Annotated in this window: 12 protein-coding genes and 4 pseudogenes; 7 read left to right on the top strand and 9 right to left on the bottom strand. The window is 59.4% G+C overall.

From position 1 onward, the window contains the following. Positions 1 to 65: 65 nt before the first annotated feature. The 6 genes from JFT80_RS14045 to JFT80_RS14020 all read right to left on the bottom strand — a co-directional run bounded on the left by JFT80_RS14045 (position 66) and on the right by JFT80_RS14020 (position 5,496). Positions 66 to 296: a hypothetical protein gene (locus JFT80_RS14045; RefSeq protein WP_201148254.1), complete on the bottom strand. Its 231-nt coding sequence runs from the start codon at positions 294 to 296 to the stop codon at positions 66 to 68. A gap of 25 nt (positions 297 to 321) precedes the next feature. Continuing rightward, positions 322 to 1,338 carry a LacI family DNA-binding transcriptional regulator gene (locus tag JFT80_RS14040; protein ID WP_201148253.1) on the bottom strand — a complete coding sequence of 339 codons (1,017 nt, stop codon included), beginning with the start codon at positions 1,336 to 1,338 and terminating at the stop codon, positions 322 to 324. A gap of 3 nt (positions 1,339 to 1,341) precedes the next feature. Beyond that, positions 1,342 to 2,319 (bottom strand): ABC transporter permease, encoded by a 978-nt coding sequence (locus JFT80_RS14035; RefSeq protein ID WP_201148252.1) that lies wholly within the window; start codon positions 2,317 to 2,319, stop codon positions 1,342 to 1,344. Beyond that, on the bottom strand, positions 2,316 to 3,869 hold the full coding sequence (locus JFT80_RS14030; RefSeq protein ID WP_201148251.1) for a sugar ABC transporter ATP-binding protein: 1,554 nt from the start codon (positions 3,867 to 3,869) through the stop codon (positions 2,316 to 2,318). Before JFT80_RS14030 ends, JFT80_RS14035 begins: the two co-directional genes overlap by 4 nt. 56 nt (positions 3,870 to 3,925) lie before the next feature. After that, entirely contained in the window at positions 3,926 to 4,882 is a 957-nt protein-coding gene (locus JFT80_RS14025) for a sugar ABC transporter substrate-binding protein (protein ID WP_016984936.1), read from the bottom strand. A 176-nt stretch (positions 4,883 to 5,058) separates the two neighbouring features. Continuing rightward, complete coding sequence (locus JFT80_RS14020) at positions 5,059 to 5,496, bottom strand: hypothetical protein (protein WP_122838296.1); 438 nt, start codon at positions 5,494 to 5,496, stop codon at positions 5,059 to 5,061. A gap of 350 nt (positions 5,497 to 5,846) precedes the next feature. On the opposite strand from JFT80_RS14020, the gene JFT80_RS14015 reads away from it, so the two are divergent. The 3 genes and pseudogenes from JFT80_RS14015 to JFT80_RS14005 all read left to right on the top strand — a co-directional run bounded on the left by JFT80_RS14015 (position 5,847) and on the right by JFT80_RS14005 (position 8,065). Continuing rightward, on the top strand, positions 5,847 to 6,935 hold the full coding sequence (locus JFT80_RS14015) for an asparaginase (protein WP_201148250.1): 1,089 nt from the start codon (positions 5,847 to 5,849) through the stop codon (positions 6,933 to 6,935). Between the two features lie 167 nt (positions 6,936 to 7,102). After that, on the top strand, positions 7,103 to 7,372 hold the full coding sequence (locus JFT80_RS14010; RefSeq protein ID WP_166219800.1) for a DUF1654 domain-containing protein: 270 nt from the start codon (positions 7,103 to 7,105) through the stop codon (positions 7,370 to 7,372). Between the two features lie 4 nt (positions 7,373 to 7,376). Next, positions 7,377 to 8,065 (top strand): annotated as a pseudogene (locus tag JFT80_RS14005) (endonuclease). Between the two features lie 138 nt (positions 8,066 to 8,203). Here the strand turns inward: JFT80_RS14005 and JFT80_RS14000 are convergent. Next, complete coding sequence (locus JFT80_RS14000) at positions 8,204 to 8,569, bottom strand: hypothetical protein (protein ID WP_045057923.1); 366 nt, start codon at positions 8,567 to 8,569, stop codon at positions 8,204 to 8,206. 250 nt (positions 8,570 to 8,819) lie between these two features. Here JFT80_RS14000 and csrA point away from each other — a divergent pair, with 250 nt between their 5' ends. Further along, positions 8,820 to 9,011: a carbon storage regulator CsrA gene (csrA, locus tag JFT80_RS13995; RefSeq protein ID WP_201148249.1), complete on the top strand. Its 192-nt coding sequence runs from the start codon at positions 8,820 to 8,822 to the stop codon at positions 9,009 to 9,011. Between the two features lie 85 nt (positions 9,012 to 9,096). Here the strand turns inward: csrA and JFT80_RS13990 are convergent. After that, a pseudogene (locus JFT80_RS13990) lies at positions 9,097 to 9,551 on the bottom strand (DUF2214 family protein). A gap of 526 nt (positions 9,552 to 10,077) precedes the next feature. Here JFT80_RS13990 and JFT80_RS13985 point away from each other — a divergent pair. From JFT80_RS13985 to JFT80_RS13975, 3 genes and pseudogenes are all read left to right on the top strand, one after another. Further along, positions 10,078 to 12,324, top strand: coding sequence for an ATP-binding protein (locus tag JFT80_RS13985; RefSeq protein ID WP_374091355.1), 2,247 nt, complete (start codon positions 10,078 to 10,080; stop codon positions 12,322 to 12,324). Positions 12,325 to 12,339: 15 nt separating this feature from the next. Next, complete coding sequence (locus JFT80_RS13980) at positions 12,340 to 12,801, top strand: response regulator (protein ID WP_122838290.1); 462 nt, start codon at positions 12,340 to 12,342, stop codon at positions 12,799 to 12,801. Positions 12,802 to 12,831: 30 nt separating this feature from the next. Then, positions 12,832 to 15,212, top strand: a pseudogene (locus JFT80_RS13975) (response regulator). A 372-nt stretch (positions 15,213 to 15,584) separates the two neighbouring features. On the opposite strand, the pseudogene JFT80_RS13970 reads toward JFT80_RS13975, so the two are convergent. After that, positions 15,585 to 15,727, bottom strand: a pseudogene (locus JFT80_RS13970) (RcnB family protein); the annotation flags it as partial.

The raw sequence follows: 15,727 nt of genomic DNA, 5'->3' as shown, positions 1-15,727 counted from the left end.
CGGGTGGCGCCGGATTGAGGATGGCTCGCGGCGCGCTTGAGACCGATGCATCGGGCTTCGGCAGATCACATCGAAGCATGATGAGCCGGGTCAAACGCTGGCCCCGGCGACGATGGCGAAGTTACCACGGCGATCAAGGCCAGGTTACCTTCGACGGTGCTGGACGAGCGGTCGATCTGCTCGCGCGCGCACAAGCGTCGCCGACACAACCGCACTCCAGCGGTGGCGGCGCTCCAGCCCTTGGCCACTGACACCGTGGCGAACTGATCACCGCCGAGCTGTGGCGCCAGGTCCATGTTCAGGCTGCCTAGCTGGCATTCATCACATCAATCGACCGACTCCCGCCAATGGCGCTGTCGATTCTCGCAGGACAATACTGGGGGTCACGATCCGCTGGTCGGTGGCCATGGCCGGGCTGGCGATCCGGCGCAGCAGCACTTCCGCTGCCATTTCGCCCAGTTGCAGGATCGACTGGCCGACGGTGGTCAATGCCGGGTACACGTAACGACTCATCTGGATGTCGTCAAAGCCAATCACCGACAGCTCGCTCGGTACGCGAATGTTGCGCTCGGCAGCGGCGCGCAGTACGCCGATGCCGATCATGTCGTTGCCGGCGAAGATGGCGCTGGGTGGATTGTTTTCCAGCAACAGCGCCGCCGCAGCGTAGCCGCCAGTGCTGGTAAAATCGCTCTCGAGCATGCGCTCGCCCGGCACCTCAACGCCTGCCTCGCGCAGGGCCCTGCAGAAACCGGCCAGGCGCATCTGCGCCACGCTGGTACTCGCCGGGCCGCCAATCGTGGCGATGTCCCGATGCCCGAGTTCCAACAGGTGCCGGGTGGCCAGGTAGGCGCCGTACTCGTGATCGATGCGCACCATGTCGGCGTTCACGCCTTCCAGGCCACGATCGACGATGACCATCGGTGTTTTCACAGCGGCCAGCCCTTGCGCCAGACCACTGTCACCACCAGCAGAGGCGACGATCAGGCCGTCGATGCGCTTTTCCAGCAGCACGCGCAGATAACTGCGCTGTTTGTCCGGGTTGTCATCGGAGTTGCAGAGGATCACGCAATAGCCGTTACGCTCGCAGTAATCCTCGATGCCCCGCGCCAACTCGGCGAAGTACGGGTTGAGGCTGTTAGGCACCAGCAAGCCGATGGTTGCAGTGGTTTTGGCCTTCAATGAGCGTGCCACTGCACTTGGCACATAGTCGAGGGTCTTGATCGCCGCCTCGACTTTCAGCCGCACTTCCTGACTCACCGGCCGCGTCTTGTTCACCACATGTGAGACGGTCGTGTAGGAAATCCCCGCGAGCGCAGCCACATCCTTGATCGTTGCCATGTGTTAGCCCCGTCGACTGGCGCGCTGACTGCGATAAGTATCGAGCACCACGGCGATGACGATCACCGCACCGGTGATGATGCGCTTGGTCGGCTCGGTCGCGCCAATCTGCGCCAGACCGGCCGCCAATACGGAAATGATCAACACACCAAAGAAGGTACTGATCACCGAACCACGGCCGCCCATCAGGCTGGTACCGCCGATCACGACGGCGGCGATCACTTGCAGCTCCAGACCGGAGCCGGCATTTGGATCAGCCGCTTCCAGACGCGAAATCTGAAACAGCGCGGCAACGCCAGCCAGCAGGCCCATCAGGCTGAATACCAAAATCTTGTACGGCTTCGGGTTGATCCCCGCGAGCCGTACCGCTTCTTCATTAGTACCGATGCCGATCAGGTAGCGACCGAACACGGTGCGGGTCAACACCGCTTGCGCGATGAAGATCACCAGCAAGGCAATGATGAACGACGGCGAGATACCGAATGCGATCGGATTCGACAGCCAGGCGAATGAATCACCGATATACGCAGTGCGCGACCCGGTCATTTGATAGGCCAGGCCTCGGGCCATCTCCAGCACGCCGAGGGACACGATGAACGATGGAATCCGCCAGGCCACGGTGATCGAACCGGTGACCGTACCGGCCAGCGCCGCCACTGCCATGCCGAGCAACGCGGATGGCAACACGCCCCAGCCCCAGCCGAGAATCGCCACGCTGACCGTCGATGCCGCCAAGGCCAGCACCGAACCAACGGAAAGGTCGATGCCGCCGATGATCAGCACAAACGTCATGCCGACGGCCAGGACCATCAGGTCAGGAATCTGGTTGGCCAGCGTACTGAAGGTGTTATAGGACAGAAAGTGGCTGCTCAAGACCGAGAACAGCGCGACCATCGCCAGCAAGGCACCGGCCAGGCCCAGATAGGTGCCCAGTCCGTAGAAATTGCCACTACGTTTGCCGGCAGGAGATGCAGTTTTCATGGGAGATCCCTAGGCGCCGCTTCGTTGAGCAACGCATCACGTTTTTGGTAGCCGGCGAACGCGGCGGCAAGCAAATCATCCTGGGTCCAGCTGTCACGCTCGAAAGTGTCGATGAGGCGTCCAGCCGACAGCACACCGATGCGGTCGCAGATCAGCATCAGCTCACGCAGATCACTGGACACCACCACCAGCGCTTTGCCTTGGCGAGTCAATTCGCCGAGCAAGGCATAAATGTCGAATTTGGCACCGACGTCGATACCGCGAGTTGGCTCATCGAACAGCAGCACCGAACAATCACGCTCCAGCCAGCGACCGATCACGACTTTCTGCTGATTGCCGCCGGACAGCTCTGAGACCAACTGTGTCGGGCTCGAACTGCGGATGCGCATGGCGTCGATCTGACGCTGTGCCAAAGCGATTTCGTCGCTGTTGTTAACGACTCCACCCTTGGAAATTTCCGGCATGTTGCCCAGCGCGATGTTGGCGCTGATCGACTGACTGAGCAGCAAACCTTCGCCCTTGCGGTCTTCAGTGATCAACGCGATGCCATTGCGCACCGCATCAACCGGCGAGCGCACACTGACCACTTGAGCCGGCGAACCCAGTGCAATCGTGCCGCTGTCGGCGATATCGGCACCGAAGATCAAGCGCAGCAACTCTGTGCGCCCTGCCCCGATCAGCCCGGAAATGCCGAAAATTTCACCCGCGCGCACTTCGAAAGAAACGTCGCGAACCTTGTCGGAGCGGGTCAGGCCTTTGATCGTCAACGCCGGCGCGCCAATCTTGCGCGGCCCCATGTCAATGTGTTCGCCCAACTCGCGACCGACCATCAGCGTGACCAGTTGCTCACTGTTGTAATTGGCCATTGGCTCGACGCACACCAGATTGCCGTCACGCAGCACGGCGATGCGCTGCGCAACGCGGGCGAGTTCTTCGAGGCGGTGAGAAATGTAGATGATGGAGACGCCGCGCGCCTGCAATCGGGTGATCTGCTCAAAGAGCATTTCGACTTCGCGAGCGGTGAGCATCGCGGTCGGCTCGTCGAGAATCAGCACATGGCAATCGCCGATCAGGTTACGGGCGATTTCGACCATCTGCTGATGCCCGATGCCCAGTTCGCCGACGAGGGTATCCGGATCGATCGCATCGAGACCGACTTGCGCCATGGCTTCGATCGCTGCTTTGCGCAGTTGCTTGCGGCTGATCCAGCCACCGTTGCTCGGCAGGTTGTCGAGAAACAGGTTCTCCGCTACCGACAGGGTCGGCAACAGATTGAGTTCTTGCATGACCATGCGCACGCCAAGCTCTTCTGCCTGAGTACGACTGCCCGGACGATAGTCCTTGCCATGGAATTGCATCTGCCCGGTGGTTGGCGTGACCAGGCCACCGATGATTTTCGACAAGGTGCTTTTACCAGCGCCATTTTCGCCGGTCAGCGCCAGTACTTCACCGCGCATCAGCGTCAGATCGATGCCAGTGAGCACCGGTTGCGCATAGGTCTTGCCGATGCCGCTGACCGTAAGGACAGCGTTCGCAGCGGAAACTGACATAAAAACTCTCCATGCGCTCGCTCACGAGGAGCGAGCACCTTGCGTCACCAGAAGGACTACTTGGTCACCAGCTCGACCGGGGTTTCGATCACGCCATTGGCGCCGCTGTCGACTTTCTCGCCCTTGATGATCTTCAGCGCAGTCTCGATACCGAATACGGCTTGCTTGGCGGCAAACTGATCGGCTGTCGCCAATACGCGACCATCCTTCAACATAGGCTTGATCGCATTGATATTGTCGTAGCCGACCACTTGTACCTGGCCAGCCTTGCCAGCCGCACGTACTGCCGAAACAGCACCTACAGCCATGCTGTCGTTGCCGGCGAGCAACGCTTTGACGTCCGGATATTCGCTGAGAATCGAAGCGGCAACCTTGTTGCCTTTGTCGATCTCCCAGTCACCGGACTGCAGGGAAACGATCTTGATCTGCGCGGCGTCCATCGCATCCTTGAAACCAGCGGTACGTTGCTGGGCGTTGGTCGTCGTCGACACGCCTTCAATGATGCCGACTTCATCACCGGCCTTGAGCTGTTTGGCCAGGTATTCGCCGACCAGACGCGCGCCTTTGCGGTTGTCCGGGCCTACGAATGGCACGCTGATGTTTTTGCTTTTGACGATTGCCGGATCGAGTTGGTTGTCGATGTTGATCACGGTAATACCGGCATCAACGGCTTTCTTGATCACCGGCACCATGGCCTTGGAATCAGACGGCGCGATAACCAGGGCATTGACCTTCGCCAGGATCATTTGCTCGACAATGCGCGTTTGGCCTGCGGTATCGGTTTCGTCTTTGATGCCGTTGGAGATCAGGTCGAAATCGGCAGAGTGTTCTTTTTGATACGCCTTGGCGCCATCTTCCATAGTCAGGAAGAATTCGTTGGCCAGTGATTTCATGACCAGTGCGACTTTGGGTTTTTCAGCAGATTCGGCGAATGCCGAAGAGACAGGTAGTGCGGCGGCTGTGGCAGCCAGCATGGCGACAGCGAGAAGGCGTCCAGCGAATGGCAGCTTCATGGGTTCACTCCGATCTTATGATTATTCTGAGCAACGCTTGCGCTGGCGTAGGCTATACAGCGTTCTGTAGGAACAGGCTATCAGAACACTGCGCAAACGTTTGCGAAGACCGAACTATGCGAACCCTGCAAAGATTTGTCAACGCCCGGCAATGCTGATCGCATAAAGGACGTAAGTCAGACCGAGGTGCTGACCATACTGCCAGTGGTGGAACCCTCAGTCAGCGCCTTGGCCAGCGCGCCCGCCACCTGGGCGATTGCCCCGGCGGTGTCGGCAATGCGCTGCTGAACCGCCATGACCGCGGTGGCCTTGGCTTCTTCGTTGGCAAATTTGGTGGCCTGGGTCGCGGCCAATTGCTGCTGTTGTTCGCGCAACTGTTGCTGCAGCTCCTTCATGCGCTTGAGCAACATCTGCACCGTAATACTTTGGCTGCTGCTACTGCTCTCGGCTTTGGCGTCTTGCTGGGCAGGCGCCACGCTCAAGGGTTTGTTATCGCCCTCTTCTGGGGTCGCAGCCTGCGCGGTGGCTTCGGCTGTTGTTTTAACAGCGGCGTCCGCAGGCTTGTTGCCAATATTGATCACACGCGCATTCGACAAAGCGACGGTCAACGACATTTCCAATCCCTCTTAAACGATCCATTACAGGGGCATCGACCGGGATAGCGGTTTCTTTAGGGGGCGAGCAGGAATTGAGCGCTGAACCCTTATTTCAACAGGATGTGCAGGGACTTTCGGCAGACCGAACAAAAAAACCATCCCTGTTCGGAAGCCCGGACGAGCTGGTTTGAGACGCTTGCGCTCATGACACAAATATTCGTTACATATCATTAGGTTACAAATAATTTCGTTGCACTCTACAGCTGGTATGGATCCTGCTCTCTCACTCCCACCCCGGCATTCAGGTGTGCCGGGGCCATTTTGGAAGACCTGCAATCAGCACCGTCTCACCACAAGAGAGAAAAATAATGACATCTGCTTTGAAAAACTTCGTTCCGGGCGCTTTGGCCCTCCTCCTGCTCCTGCCCACCGCCCTTCAGGCAAAAGAAGTCGAAACCCAGACCAAACTGGCCAACGTTGTTGTGCTCGCAACCGGCGGCACCATTGCCGGGGCTGGCGCCAGCGCCGCCAACAGCGCCACTTATCAAGCGGCCAAAGTCGGCATCGAACAATTGATCGCCGGCATTCCTGAATTGAACAAACTGGCGAATGTGCGTGGCGAACAGGTCATGCAAATCGCCTCCGAAAGCATCACCAACGACAATCTGCTGCAACTGGGCCGTCGCGTCGCCGAACTGGCGGACAGCAAAGACGTTGATGGCATCGTCATCACTCACGGCACCGACACTCTGGAAGAAACCGCTTACTTCCTGAATCTGGTCGAGAAGACCGACAAACCGATCATCGTTGTCGGCTCCATGCGCCCAGGCACCGCCATGTCGGCTGACGGTATGCTCAACCTGTACAACGCCGTGGCCGTTGCCAGCAGCAAAGAAGCACGCGGCAAAGGCGTATTGGTGACCATGAACGATGAAATTCAGTCCGGTCGCGACGTCAGCAAAATGATCAACATCAAGACCGAGGCGTTCAAAAGCGCCTGGGGCCCGCTGGGCATGGTGGTTGAAGGCAAGTCCTACTGGTTCCGTTTGCCGGCCAAGCGTCACACCATGGACTCGGAATTCGACATCAAAAACATCAAGAGCCTGCCTGACGTAGAAATCGCCTATTCCTACGGCAACGTAAGCGATACCGCCTACAAGGCACTCGCCCAGTCCGGCGCCAAAGCCATCATCCACGCCGGTACCGGCAACGGTTCGGTATCGTCCCGCGTAGTTCCGGCTCTGCAGGAACTGCGCAAGGATGGCGTGCAGATCATCCGCTCGTCTCACGTCAACGCTGGCGGCTTCGTTCTGCGTAACGCCGAACAACCTGACGACAAGTATGACTGGGTTGTCGCTCACGACCTGAACCCGCAAAAAGCCCGCATCCTGGCGATGGTTGCTCTGACCAAAACCAACGACAGCAAAGAACTGCAACGCATGTTCTGGGAATACTGATTGTCCTTCGCCCGATCAGTCCTGGTCGGGCAGCCCTGGCTTCTCCTCAAGGGGTCAGGGGCCTGATAAAAAACCTGTCCCCTTCCTACACCAAAATCGGAAAACCGCTGTCAGAGGAATTTCTTGAATTTTAAGCAGTTGCGAAAATGCTTACAGTTAAATACTGTATGCACGTACAGCTTAATAAGGATAACCTCGTGGCCACCTCCCCTGATGCTCCTGACGCTTATGAACGCATGGGTATGCGCGTTCAGAAAATCATCAATTCCCCCACTGCACAAAAAGCCAAAGCCGCATTGATCTTCCGCTTGCCGGACGAACCGATGGATGAGTGGGAGCGCCTGCTCGAGGAAATCGACGAGAACGACAACGTCACCCTCGCCTATCGAGACGATGGCGGCGTGCAGATTTTTTGGGTTGTGCCGAAGGAAGATTGATTCAATGATTGTCCGCTGTTTTGCTTTGTTGCTGCTGTTCATCACCATGGGTGCCCAGGCTGGCGCGCCCCGCACATTCACAGAAGCCAAGAAGGTCGCCTGGAAACTCTACGCACCGCAATCGACCGAGTTCTATTGCGGCTGCAAGTACACGGGCAACAAGGTCAACCTGTCCGCCTGTGGTTACGTGCCGCGCAAGAATGCCAAGCGCGCCGCGCGCATCGAGTGGGAGCATATCGTGCCGGCCTGGCAGATCGGTCATCAGCGCCAGTGCTGGCAGGAAGGTGGGCGCAAAACTGCACCCGATATGACGCGGTGTACCAGAAGGCGGAAGCCGACCTGCACAACCTCGTGCCGAGCATCGGCGAAGTGAACGGCGACCGCAGCAACTTCAGTTTCGGCTGGCTGCCGGTGCAATCGGGGCAATACGGCTCGTGCCTGACCCAGGTCGACTTCAAGGCGAAAAAAGTCATGCCGCGCCCGTCTATTCGCGGAATGATCGCACGCACTTACTTCTACATGAGCAAACAGTACGGGTTGCGCCTGTCCAGGCAGGATCGGCAGCTCTACGAAGCCTGGAACAAGACCTACCCGGTACAGGCCTGGGAAAGCCAGCGCAACCAGACGGTGGCGTGTGTGATGGGACGCGGCAATGAGTTCGTCGGCCCGGTCGACCTGAAAGCCTGCGGCTGATTGAACACCGAACTTTGTAGGAGCTCGCTCGCGAAGAACCTCAACGATACGCGTGAAGCCTGGAAAACGCGGTGCCCGTTGGTTCTTCGTCGGAACGCCGCCTGCGGCAAGCTCGCTCCTGCAAAGTGCATGGGTGTCTTACTGACTCAGCGGACGCTCGATCACCAGCAATTCGATGTTCTGTTTTTTCGCCCGCACCAGCGCGGCCTGCACTTCGGCTTGCTTGGCCTTGGCCTCAGCCTCGGAACCATAGGGGCCCATCAGGATACGGGTCTTGCCGTTTTCCCTGACCACGCTGGAAACAAAACTGTGCTCGATCAACCAGCCGCTCAGGTCGCTGACGGCCTGGGTGATCTCGCCCCGAACTTCCAGATCCCACTGTGGCGCGGCAGCTGCGGCCGGCGTCGTGGCGACTGTCGGCTTCGGCGGTGGCACGTCGCCGCGCTTGCCTTGATCGCACCCTGCCAACGCCAGTATTGCCACTACCCAGACCCATTTGCGCACGAGTTGTCCCTCTGAATGCCTAAAGCACGCATTTTAGCATTCATGAATAGTTCTTTAGGGCCGAAAAATCGAGATAAAACAACGAGATTGATGATTGCAGCCTCTGTATAGTTACGCCCTGGGAATTAATGCCGCATCTGCGCGTCAGAAAGAGGCACCCAAACCCTGAGACTTCGCACTAATCTATACGTACCACCGACCTCTGCACTGTCTGAATCAGGTGCCCTACAAAGCAATCAAGGAGAAGACCATGCTGATACTCACCCGCAAAGTCGGTGAAAGCATAAATATTGGTGATGACATTACGATCACCATCCTCGGCGTAAGCGGCCAACAAGTCCGCATCGGCATTAACGCTCCAAAGAACGTTGCCGTACACCGCGAAGAGATTTACCAGCGCATTCAGGCTGGCCTGACCGCCCCGGACAAGCCACAAAACTGATCTTGCGGCACCCAGTAGCCAGCCCGTTCGCCCCTGAGCTTCGGCTGGCTAGAATTCCAGTGCAGCGCACCTGACCCAAAGCTGGCTAAGCAAAGGTTACCCCTCGCGCCATACCTGTGGCCGCCACCACCATCAGCAATACCAGCAACGCCTCCACATGACTGATTCGTGCGAACAGCTTTGCACGCCCAGTGTCTACTGCCCCGCCCCTTCCTCGTGCAATTCGCCATTTGATCAACGTGATCATCGGCGCCAGCTCCAATAGCAGGATCAGCACGAAGAGCGTCATCTTCAGGTGAAACAACGGCTGGTGCAGATAGTAGTCAGTGCCCTTCTCGAAGCCTGCAAAGGCGCGCATAACACCCGTCACCAGCAGCACCAGAGCGCTGAGCCCCCAAAGATTATCGGCAATCAGCACGCTGCGTGCCTCTCCCGTGCCCGCCGCCAGTCGCCGAAACGCCGTCCCCGGGACAATACGGCCCAAAAGCCAAGCCCATACGCTAATAGATGAATCGCAGCCAGCAACCAGTGAGTCAGCATCGAAATACCCCTGTCAGCACCAATGATCGGCCTGTCAGTTGTAGCCCATCGCGGCCTGGCGTGCCTCCTCCCCGGTGGGGAACAATACCCAGGCGCTGTCCAGCCAGCGTTCGAAGCAGGCAAAGGTATGCCGGGCTGCCGTCACTGCGCGGTCACGTGCGGGTGCCTCAAGGGTTGCAGCACCCAGGTGGCCAATGACTCCGGCCAGCGTCGACCGGTGGCGGCGCCATAGACTTGGAGGAATGCGGCCCCCTTGCTGGCGTCGAGGACCAGCCGGCTCGCGATCTCGCGGCTGCGCGTAAAAGCTCCGTTTGGCAAAATGGCACGAGCGCAACCAGGCGAACAAACGCGCAGGCGGCTGGTCGTAATGTTTAGATCAGGACAGCCCTGCACCCCTGCTGCCCGGTTTTTTTGCTAATGTGTCGTGCACTTTTTAAAGCGAATGGATTTGGCGACCTAAAGCTCAGCCAGGCAAACGCCAACCGCTTTTAACGCCTTAAAGGGGAAGATTTTGACCACAACCGCAATCGCTGCCGACCTCCAGGCCGCTATCGAAAACTGCGCCCGCGAACCCATCAGGACCCCGGGCAGCATTCAGCCCCAAGGTTTTCTGCTGGTGATCGACGAGGCCAGCATGACGGTGGTGCAGGTCAGCGAGAACGTGACTGACTGGATCGAAATAGCCCCTTCGCAACTGCTGGGCATGCACCTCGATGACCTGGTAAAGAGCGGTTCGGCCTTCGTCGATCAGTTGAGCGACCTGGACGAGGATCAGCTGCAAGCGTTTCATGTCGGCGACACCACGCTGATCCAAGGTGAACGGGCCGGTCAGTTGTTCGCGATGATGCTCCATCGTAACGACGGCGTGCTGATTGCCGAGTTCGAGCCCGCCAGTGATGCCTCCAGCGCCCATGGCCGGTTGTACCCGCTGATTCGTTCGTTCATCAGCCAGATGCGTGAAGACGAAAGCGTGGATGAGTTGTGCCTGCGCTCCGTCGGGTTCATCAAGCGCATCACCGGCTATGGCCGGGTGAACGCGTACCGGTTCGATAAGGAAGGCAATGGCGTGGTCAACGCCGAACTGGCTGACGATGGCTACGACAAATACCTGGGGCTATGCTTTCCGGCCTCCGACATTCCGCAGCAGGCCCGCGAACTTTACTGCGCCAACCGCATTCGCATCATCGCTGACGTCGACTACGCACCCTCGCCGATCATCCCCGCGCACAACCCCGCCACCGGGCAACCGCTGGACTTGAGCTTTGCCACGCTGCGCAGCGTTTCCCCGGTGCACCTGCATTACATGCGCAACATGGGCACCGGTGCCTCGATGTCCATTTCCATTGTCATGAATGGCCAACTGTGGGGGCTGATTTCCTGCCACAACCATGCGCCACGGGATGTGAGCTTCCAGACCCGTACCGCGTGCGAACTGCTGGGCCGGGTGTTGTCGCTGCAGGTCGAGACCAAGGGCGCTCACCTGCGCAGCCAGAAAATGCTCAGCCTGAGAAAGCAGATCGTGCAGATGCTCGGGGCCATGGCCGATCACGACAGCGTGCTCAACGGCCTGAAATCCTTGCCCGACGTATTTCTGGGTTTCGTCGGCGCCAGCGGTGCGGCGGTGGTGTCCGATACCGAGTGCGACCTGTACGGTCTCACTCCACCGCAAAATCAGGTACATGCGCTCGCCACCTGGCTGAACAATCGCCAGGGCTCGGACGTATTTCACAGCGACAATGTCGGCCGTGACATCCCGAACCTGCCTGGCCTCGCCAAATCCATTGGTGGTGTGCTGGCGGTATCGATTTCCGAAGTGCACTCCAACTACATTCTGTGGTTCAAGCCCGAGCAGACCCATGTGGTGCACTGGGCGGGCAAGCCGGAGAAAGTGGTGGATGTCAGCGGCTCACTCTCGCCGCGCCAGAGTTTTGCCAAGTGGCACCAGACAGTAGAGGGCTATTCCACGCCGTGGGACGAAACCGAGATCGAAGGCGTCGCCGAGTTGCGCCTGGCGGTGCTGGGCATCGTCCTGCGCAAGGCGGAAGAGCTGGCGCAGATGGCCACCGAATTGAAGCGCTCCAACAAGGAGCTCGAGGCGTTCTCCTACAGCGTCTCCCATGACCTGCGCGCCCCGCTGCGGCATATCGCCGGTTACGCCGAGCTGCTCACGGACATGGAACAGGCCAACCTGACCGAGCGCGGCCAACGCTTCCTCGGCACCATTGGCGAGTCGGCAAAATTTGCCGGGACACTGGTCGACAACCTGCTGAGTTTCTCGCAGATGGGTCGCTCGGCCATGCGCCTTTCCGAAGTCAACCTAGCCGCGATGATCGAGTCGATCAAGCGGGAAATGGAGCCGGAGTACCAAGGCCGGACGATCGAATGGATCACCGGCGAGCTGCCGATCATCGTGGCCGACCCCGCGTTCCTGCACCTGGCCATGCGCAACCTGGTCGCCAACGCCATCAAGTACACCCGCAATGAAGCAGTCGCCGTGATTGAAATCACGGCGGCCGAGACAGCCGACACCGTGACTGTAAGCATCAGGGATAACGGAGTGGGCTTCGACATGCAGTACGCCGGCAAACTGTTCGGCGTATTCCAGCGCTTGCACCGCATGGATGAGTTCGAGGGAACCGGCATCGGCCTGGCCAACGTCAGGCGGATCGTCGAGCGCCACGGCGGAACCGTCAAGGCCGAGGGTGTCCTCGACCAGGGCGCCACGTTCTCGATCACCCTTCCAAAAAAACACCTGAGCCCAGTCGCTCGATGACACAGAGAAACCGCCATGCTTAAACCGATCCTGCTAGTAGAAGACGATCCCAACGACCTCGAGCTGACACTGGTCGCCCTTGAGCGCAGCCAACTGGCCAACGACGTAGTGGTCGTCAGGGATGGCGCCGAGGCGCTGGACTATCTGTTCCGCCGCAACGCCCACTCCGGTCGTGCCGACGGTAACCCGGCCGTGCTGCTGCTGGACCTGAAGTTGCCGAAAGTCGATGGCCTGCAGGTGCTGGAGGCGATTCGCTCGGCTGAAGAACTGCGCAGCATCCCGGTGGTCATGCTGACGTCCTCCCGGGAAGAGCCGGACCTGTCGCGCGCCTACCAGTTGGGCGTCAACGCCTACGTGGTCAAGCCCGTGGAATTCAAGGAATTCGTGGGCGCCATTTCCGACCTGGGAATTTTCTGGGCGGTGCTGAACGAACCGCCACCGGGCTCTGTCAGAACCGTGCGCCGCTCTAATTCCTGATCATTCGATGAACATGCACAGCTGAACTACATGCCACTGAACACGCTGAAAATCCTCCTGATCGAAGACAGCCCTCACGACGCCGAGTTGATTGTGCTGACCCTGGAGGCAAGTGGCATCGAGGTCGATTCGACCCTGGTTCACAACCATAAAGGGGCCAAACAGGCCCTCGACCAGGGCAGCTACGATGTAGTGCTGTGCGACTACCTGCTGCCGGGGTCTTCCGGCGCAGATGTGCTGCAGATCGCCCAGCAAATCGCCCCACAGACTCCCTTCATCTTTCTCTCCGGCATGTTCGGTGAACACCAGGCCGTGGAGATGATTCGCCTGGGGGCGGTGGATTACGTCCTCAAGCAAAACCTCAAGATGCTGCCCAAGGCCGTGCGCCGTGCCGTTTCGGAAGTGCGCGAGCGCAAGCAGCGGCTGGTGGCCGAAGCCGCCCTGCAGGAGGTCGAGGCCCGAGCGCGGCTGGCGATCGAGGCGGCGGAAATGGGCGTATGGGAGCTTGAACCCAGCACCGGTCGATTGCTCTGGGACGAGCGCTGCAAAGCGCTGTACGAGCTGCCGCCGACTGCGACGATTGACCTGGCTTATCTGCTGGACCGCTGTCACCCCGACGACCGCTTGCTGGTTGAAGGCAAAGTTCAGGAAGCCATGACCGCCCAGGCGGATTACCAGGTCGAGTACCGGGTCATCCTGCAGGGCGGTCGCCAGCGCTGGATTTTTTCCAATGGCCGCTCGGTGTTCGAGAACGGTCAATGCGTGCGTTTCACCGGGGTCATGCAAGACATCAGCGAACGTAAACGCGCGACCGAAGAGCTGGTGGAGCTCAATGAGGCACTCGGGCAGCGTGTCGAGCAGCGCACCCGCGAACGCGACCGCACCTGGGAACTGTCCCGGGAGCTGCTGGCCGTGTTGCGCCTGGACATGACCCCCATTGCCTTCAACCCGGCCTGGAAAGCCGCGCTGGGCTGGTCCCATGAACAGATCAGCCAGATGCGCTTGTGGGAACTGATTCACCCCGAGGACCTCGAGGCGACCGTACGCGAAACTGAAAGCATCGCCCGCGGTAACGTCTCCACCCGCTTCGTCAATCGCATGCGCCACTTGTGCGGCGACTATCGCTGGCTGTCGTGGACCATCGTGCCGGAAAACGGACTGATGTATGCCGCCGTGCGCGACATCACCGAAGAGCGCGCTGTCGTCGACGAACTGGCCGCAGCCAACCAGCGGCTGCGCGACCAGATCCAGGAACGCGAGCGGGTTGAGGCTGCACTGCAACAGATGCAGCGCCTGGAGGTTGTCGGGCAACTCACCGCTGGCGTGGCGCACGACTTCAACAACTTGCTGACGGTGATCCTGACCAGCACCGCTTTTGCCATCCGCGACGTCGAGAAAGGCACGCTGGACAAGACCACCCGCCGCCTGCAAAACGTCATCGAGGCCGGCGAGCGTGGTGCCCGGCTGACTGCACAACTGCTCTCGTTTTCGCGCCGGCAACGCCTGGAACCGGTGGTTCTAAGCCTCAACGACACCATCCGCGGCATGGGCAGCCTGCTGGCGCGAGCACTGGGCGGCAGCATCTGGATCAAAAGCGAACTGTGCCCAGAGCTGTGGCACGCCATGGGCGACCCGACCCAGACGGAAATGATCATCCTCAACCTCGCCATCAATGCCCGGGATGCCATGGCAATGGGTGGCACCCTGTGCTTTTCGACTTTTAACGCCGAAATCACCGAGCCTGCGGTTCGCCCTGAAGACCCGGAGCCAGGCCGCTACGCAGTCCTGTCCATCCAGGACTCGGGCAGCGGCATGAGCGACGACACCTTGCTCAAGGCCTTCGAACCGTTCTTCACCACCAAGGAAGTCGGTAAAGGCACGGGGCTCGGGCTGTCGCAGGTGTTCGGTTTTGCCAAGCAGTCCGGCGGCGGCGTGAGAATCGAGACACAACTGGGAGTGGGCACCAAAGTCATGGTGTACCTGCCCTGCGTGGAAAAACCGCCGCAGCTGCGGTAGAAGCTCCGCCGGAAATGGTGCCCCAGGCTGTGGCTGAGGGTCGCACCGTACTCCTGGTCGACGATGACCCTGCAGTCCGCGCGGTCACCGTGCAGATGCTTGAATCACTGGGCTACAGCGTTGAAGAGGCACAGGACGGAATACAGGCACTGGAAAAGCTCGGGCCGGGGATCGACGTGGTGGTGACCGACTTCGCGATGCCGGGCATGACCGGCGGCGAGCTGGCGCAACTGATCAGGGAGCGCACCCCCGAAGTGCCCGTGCTGTTCGTCACCGGCTACGCGGACGTGGACGTACTGGGGCTGGAAGCCTCAGCCGTGTTGCAGAAGCCCTTCAGTGAGCACGTGCTGCGGGAAAAGCTGCACCATGCCTTGAGCAACGCCCGAATCGACTGAGGCGTGTCGCCCTTTCGTCGCCCACGCCTCTGAGGATACCGAAATGGTCTGCTCGGACAGCCTCAATGCGCAGAAGTTCAACTAACCTGAGTCCAGGTCCCGCCAAGAGGAGTGGTAACAATGATTCTGCGCATGGTGGTTTCAGATTGGGTTTGCCTCGTGTTTGCGGGCGCCTGTGGCCTGGCATTGATTTCCATGGTGTTCTGGTGGGATCAATGGCTGGCCTTGATTCTCAGTTGACCAAGACTGACGGTCCATCTTCCCGGCCCACTTGCAGGTCGTCATCAATGTCGCCTGTACCTCCCCGGAACATCCACCAGGCGCAAGGTTGCAGGGGCTCCGTTTCTTACGCTCCCACTCGACATTCCGGCACTAATCAAATGCCCCGTTGAGAATTTCGAAGATGACTCCGGTGGCCAGCGCGACCAATATCAGGTCAGTGCCCGCTTGCTGCCATTCATATCCATCGTAATGCGGCAGTCTGCCGACCAATCGACCATCGAGTTTTTTCGCAA

The organism is Pseudomonas sp. TH10 (assembly GCF_016651255.1).
Lineage (GTDB): Bacteria > Pseudomonadota > Gammaproteobacteria > Pseudomonadales > Pseudomonadaceae > Aquipseudomonas.
Note: the sequence above shows the minus strand (reverse complement) of the source record. Positions and strands in the feature narration are given on the sequence as shown.

Excerpts from the sequence above, each read along its gene's own strand:
- JFT80_RS14025 (WP_016984936.1), bottom strand. The coding sequence starts at position 4,882 with ATGAAGCTGCCATTCGCTGGACGCCTTCTCGCTGTCGCCATGCTGGCT.
- JFT80_RS14035 (WP_201148252.1), bottom strand. The coding sequence starts at position 2,319 with ATGAAAACTGCATCTCCTGCCGGCAAACGTAGTGGCAATTTCTACGGA.
- JFT80_RS14020 (WP_122838296.1), bottom strand. The coding sequence starts at position 5,496 with ATGTCGTTGACCGTCGCTTTGTCGAATGCGCGTGTGATCAATATTGGC.
- csrA (WP_201148249.1), top strand. The coding sequence starts at position 8,820 with ATGCTGATACTCACCCGCAAAGTCGGTGAAAGCATAAATATTGGTGAT.
- JFT80_RS14045 (WP_201148254.1), bottom strand. The coding sequence starts at position 296 with ATGGACCTGGCGCCACAGCTCGGCGGTGATCAGTTCGCCACGGTGTCA.
- JFT80_RS14040 (WP_201148253.1), bottom strand. The coding sequence starts at position 1,338 with ATGGCAACGATCAAGGATGTGGCTGCGCTCGCGGGGATTTCCTACACG.
- JFT80_RS13980 (WP_122838290.1), top strand. The coding sequence starts at position 12,340 with ATGCTTAAACCGATCCTGCTAGTAGAAGACGATCCCAACGACCTCGAG.
- JFT80_RS14030 (WP_201148251.1), bottom strand. The coding sequence starts at position 3,869 with ATGTCAGTTTCCGCTGCGAACGCTGTCCTTACGGTCAGCGGCATCGGC.
- JFT80_RS14010 (WP_166219800.1), top strand. The coding sequence starts at position 7,103 with ATGCACGTACAGCTTAATAAGGATAACCTCGTGGCCACCTCCCCTGAT.
- JFT80_RS14015 (WP_201148250.1), top strand. The coding sequence starts at position 5,847 with ATGACATCTGCTTTGAAAAACTTCGTTCCGGGCGCTTTGGCCCTCCTC.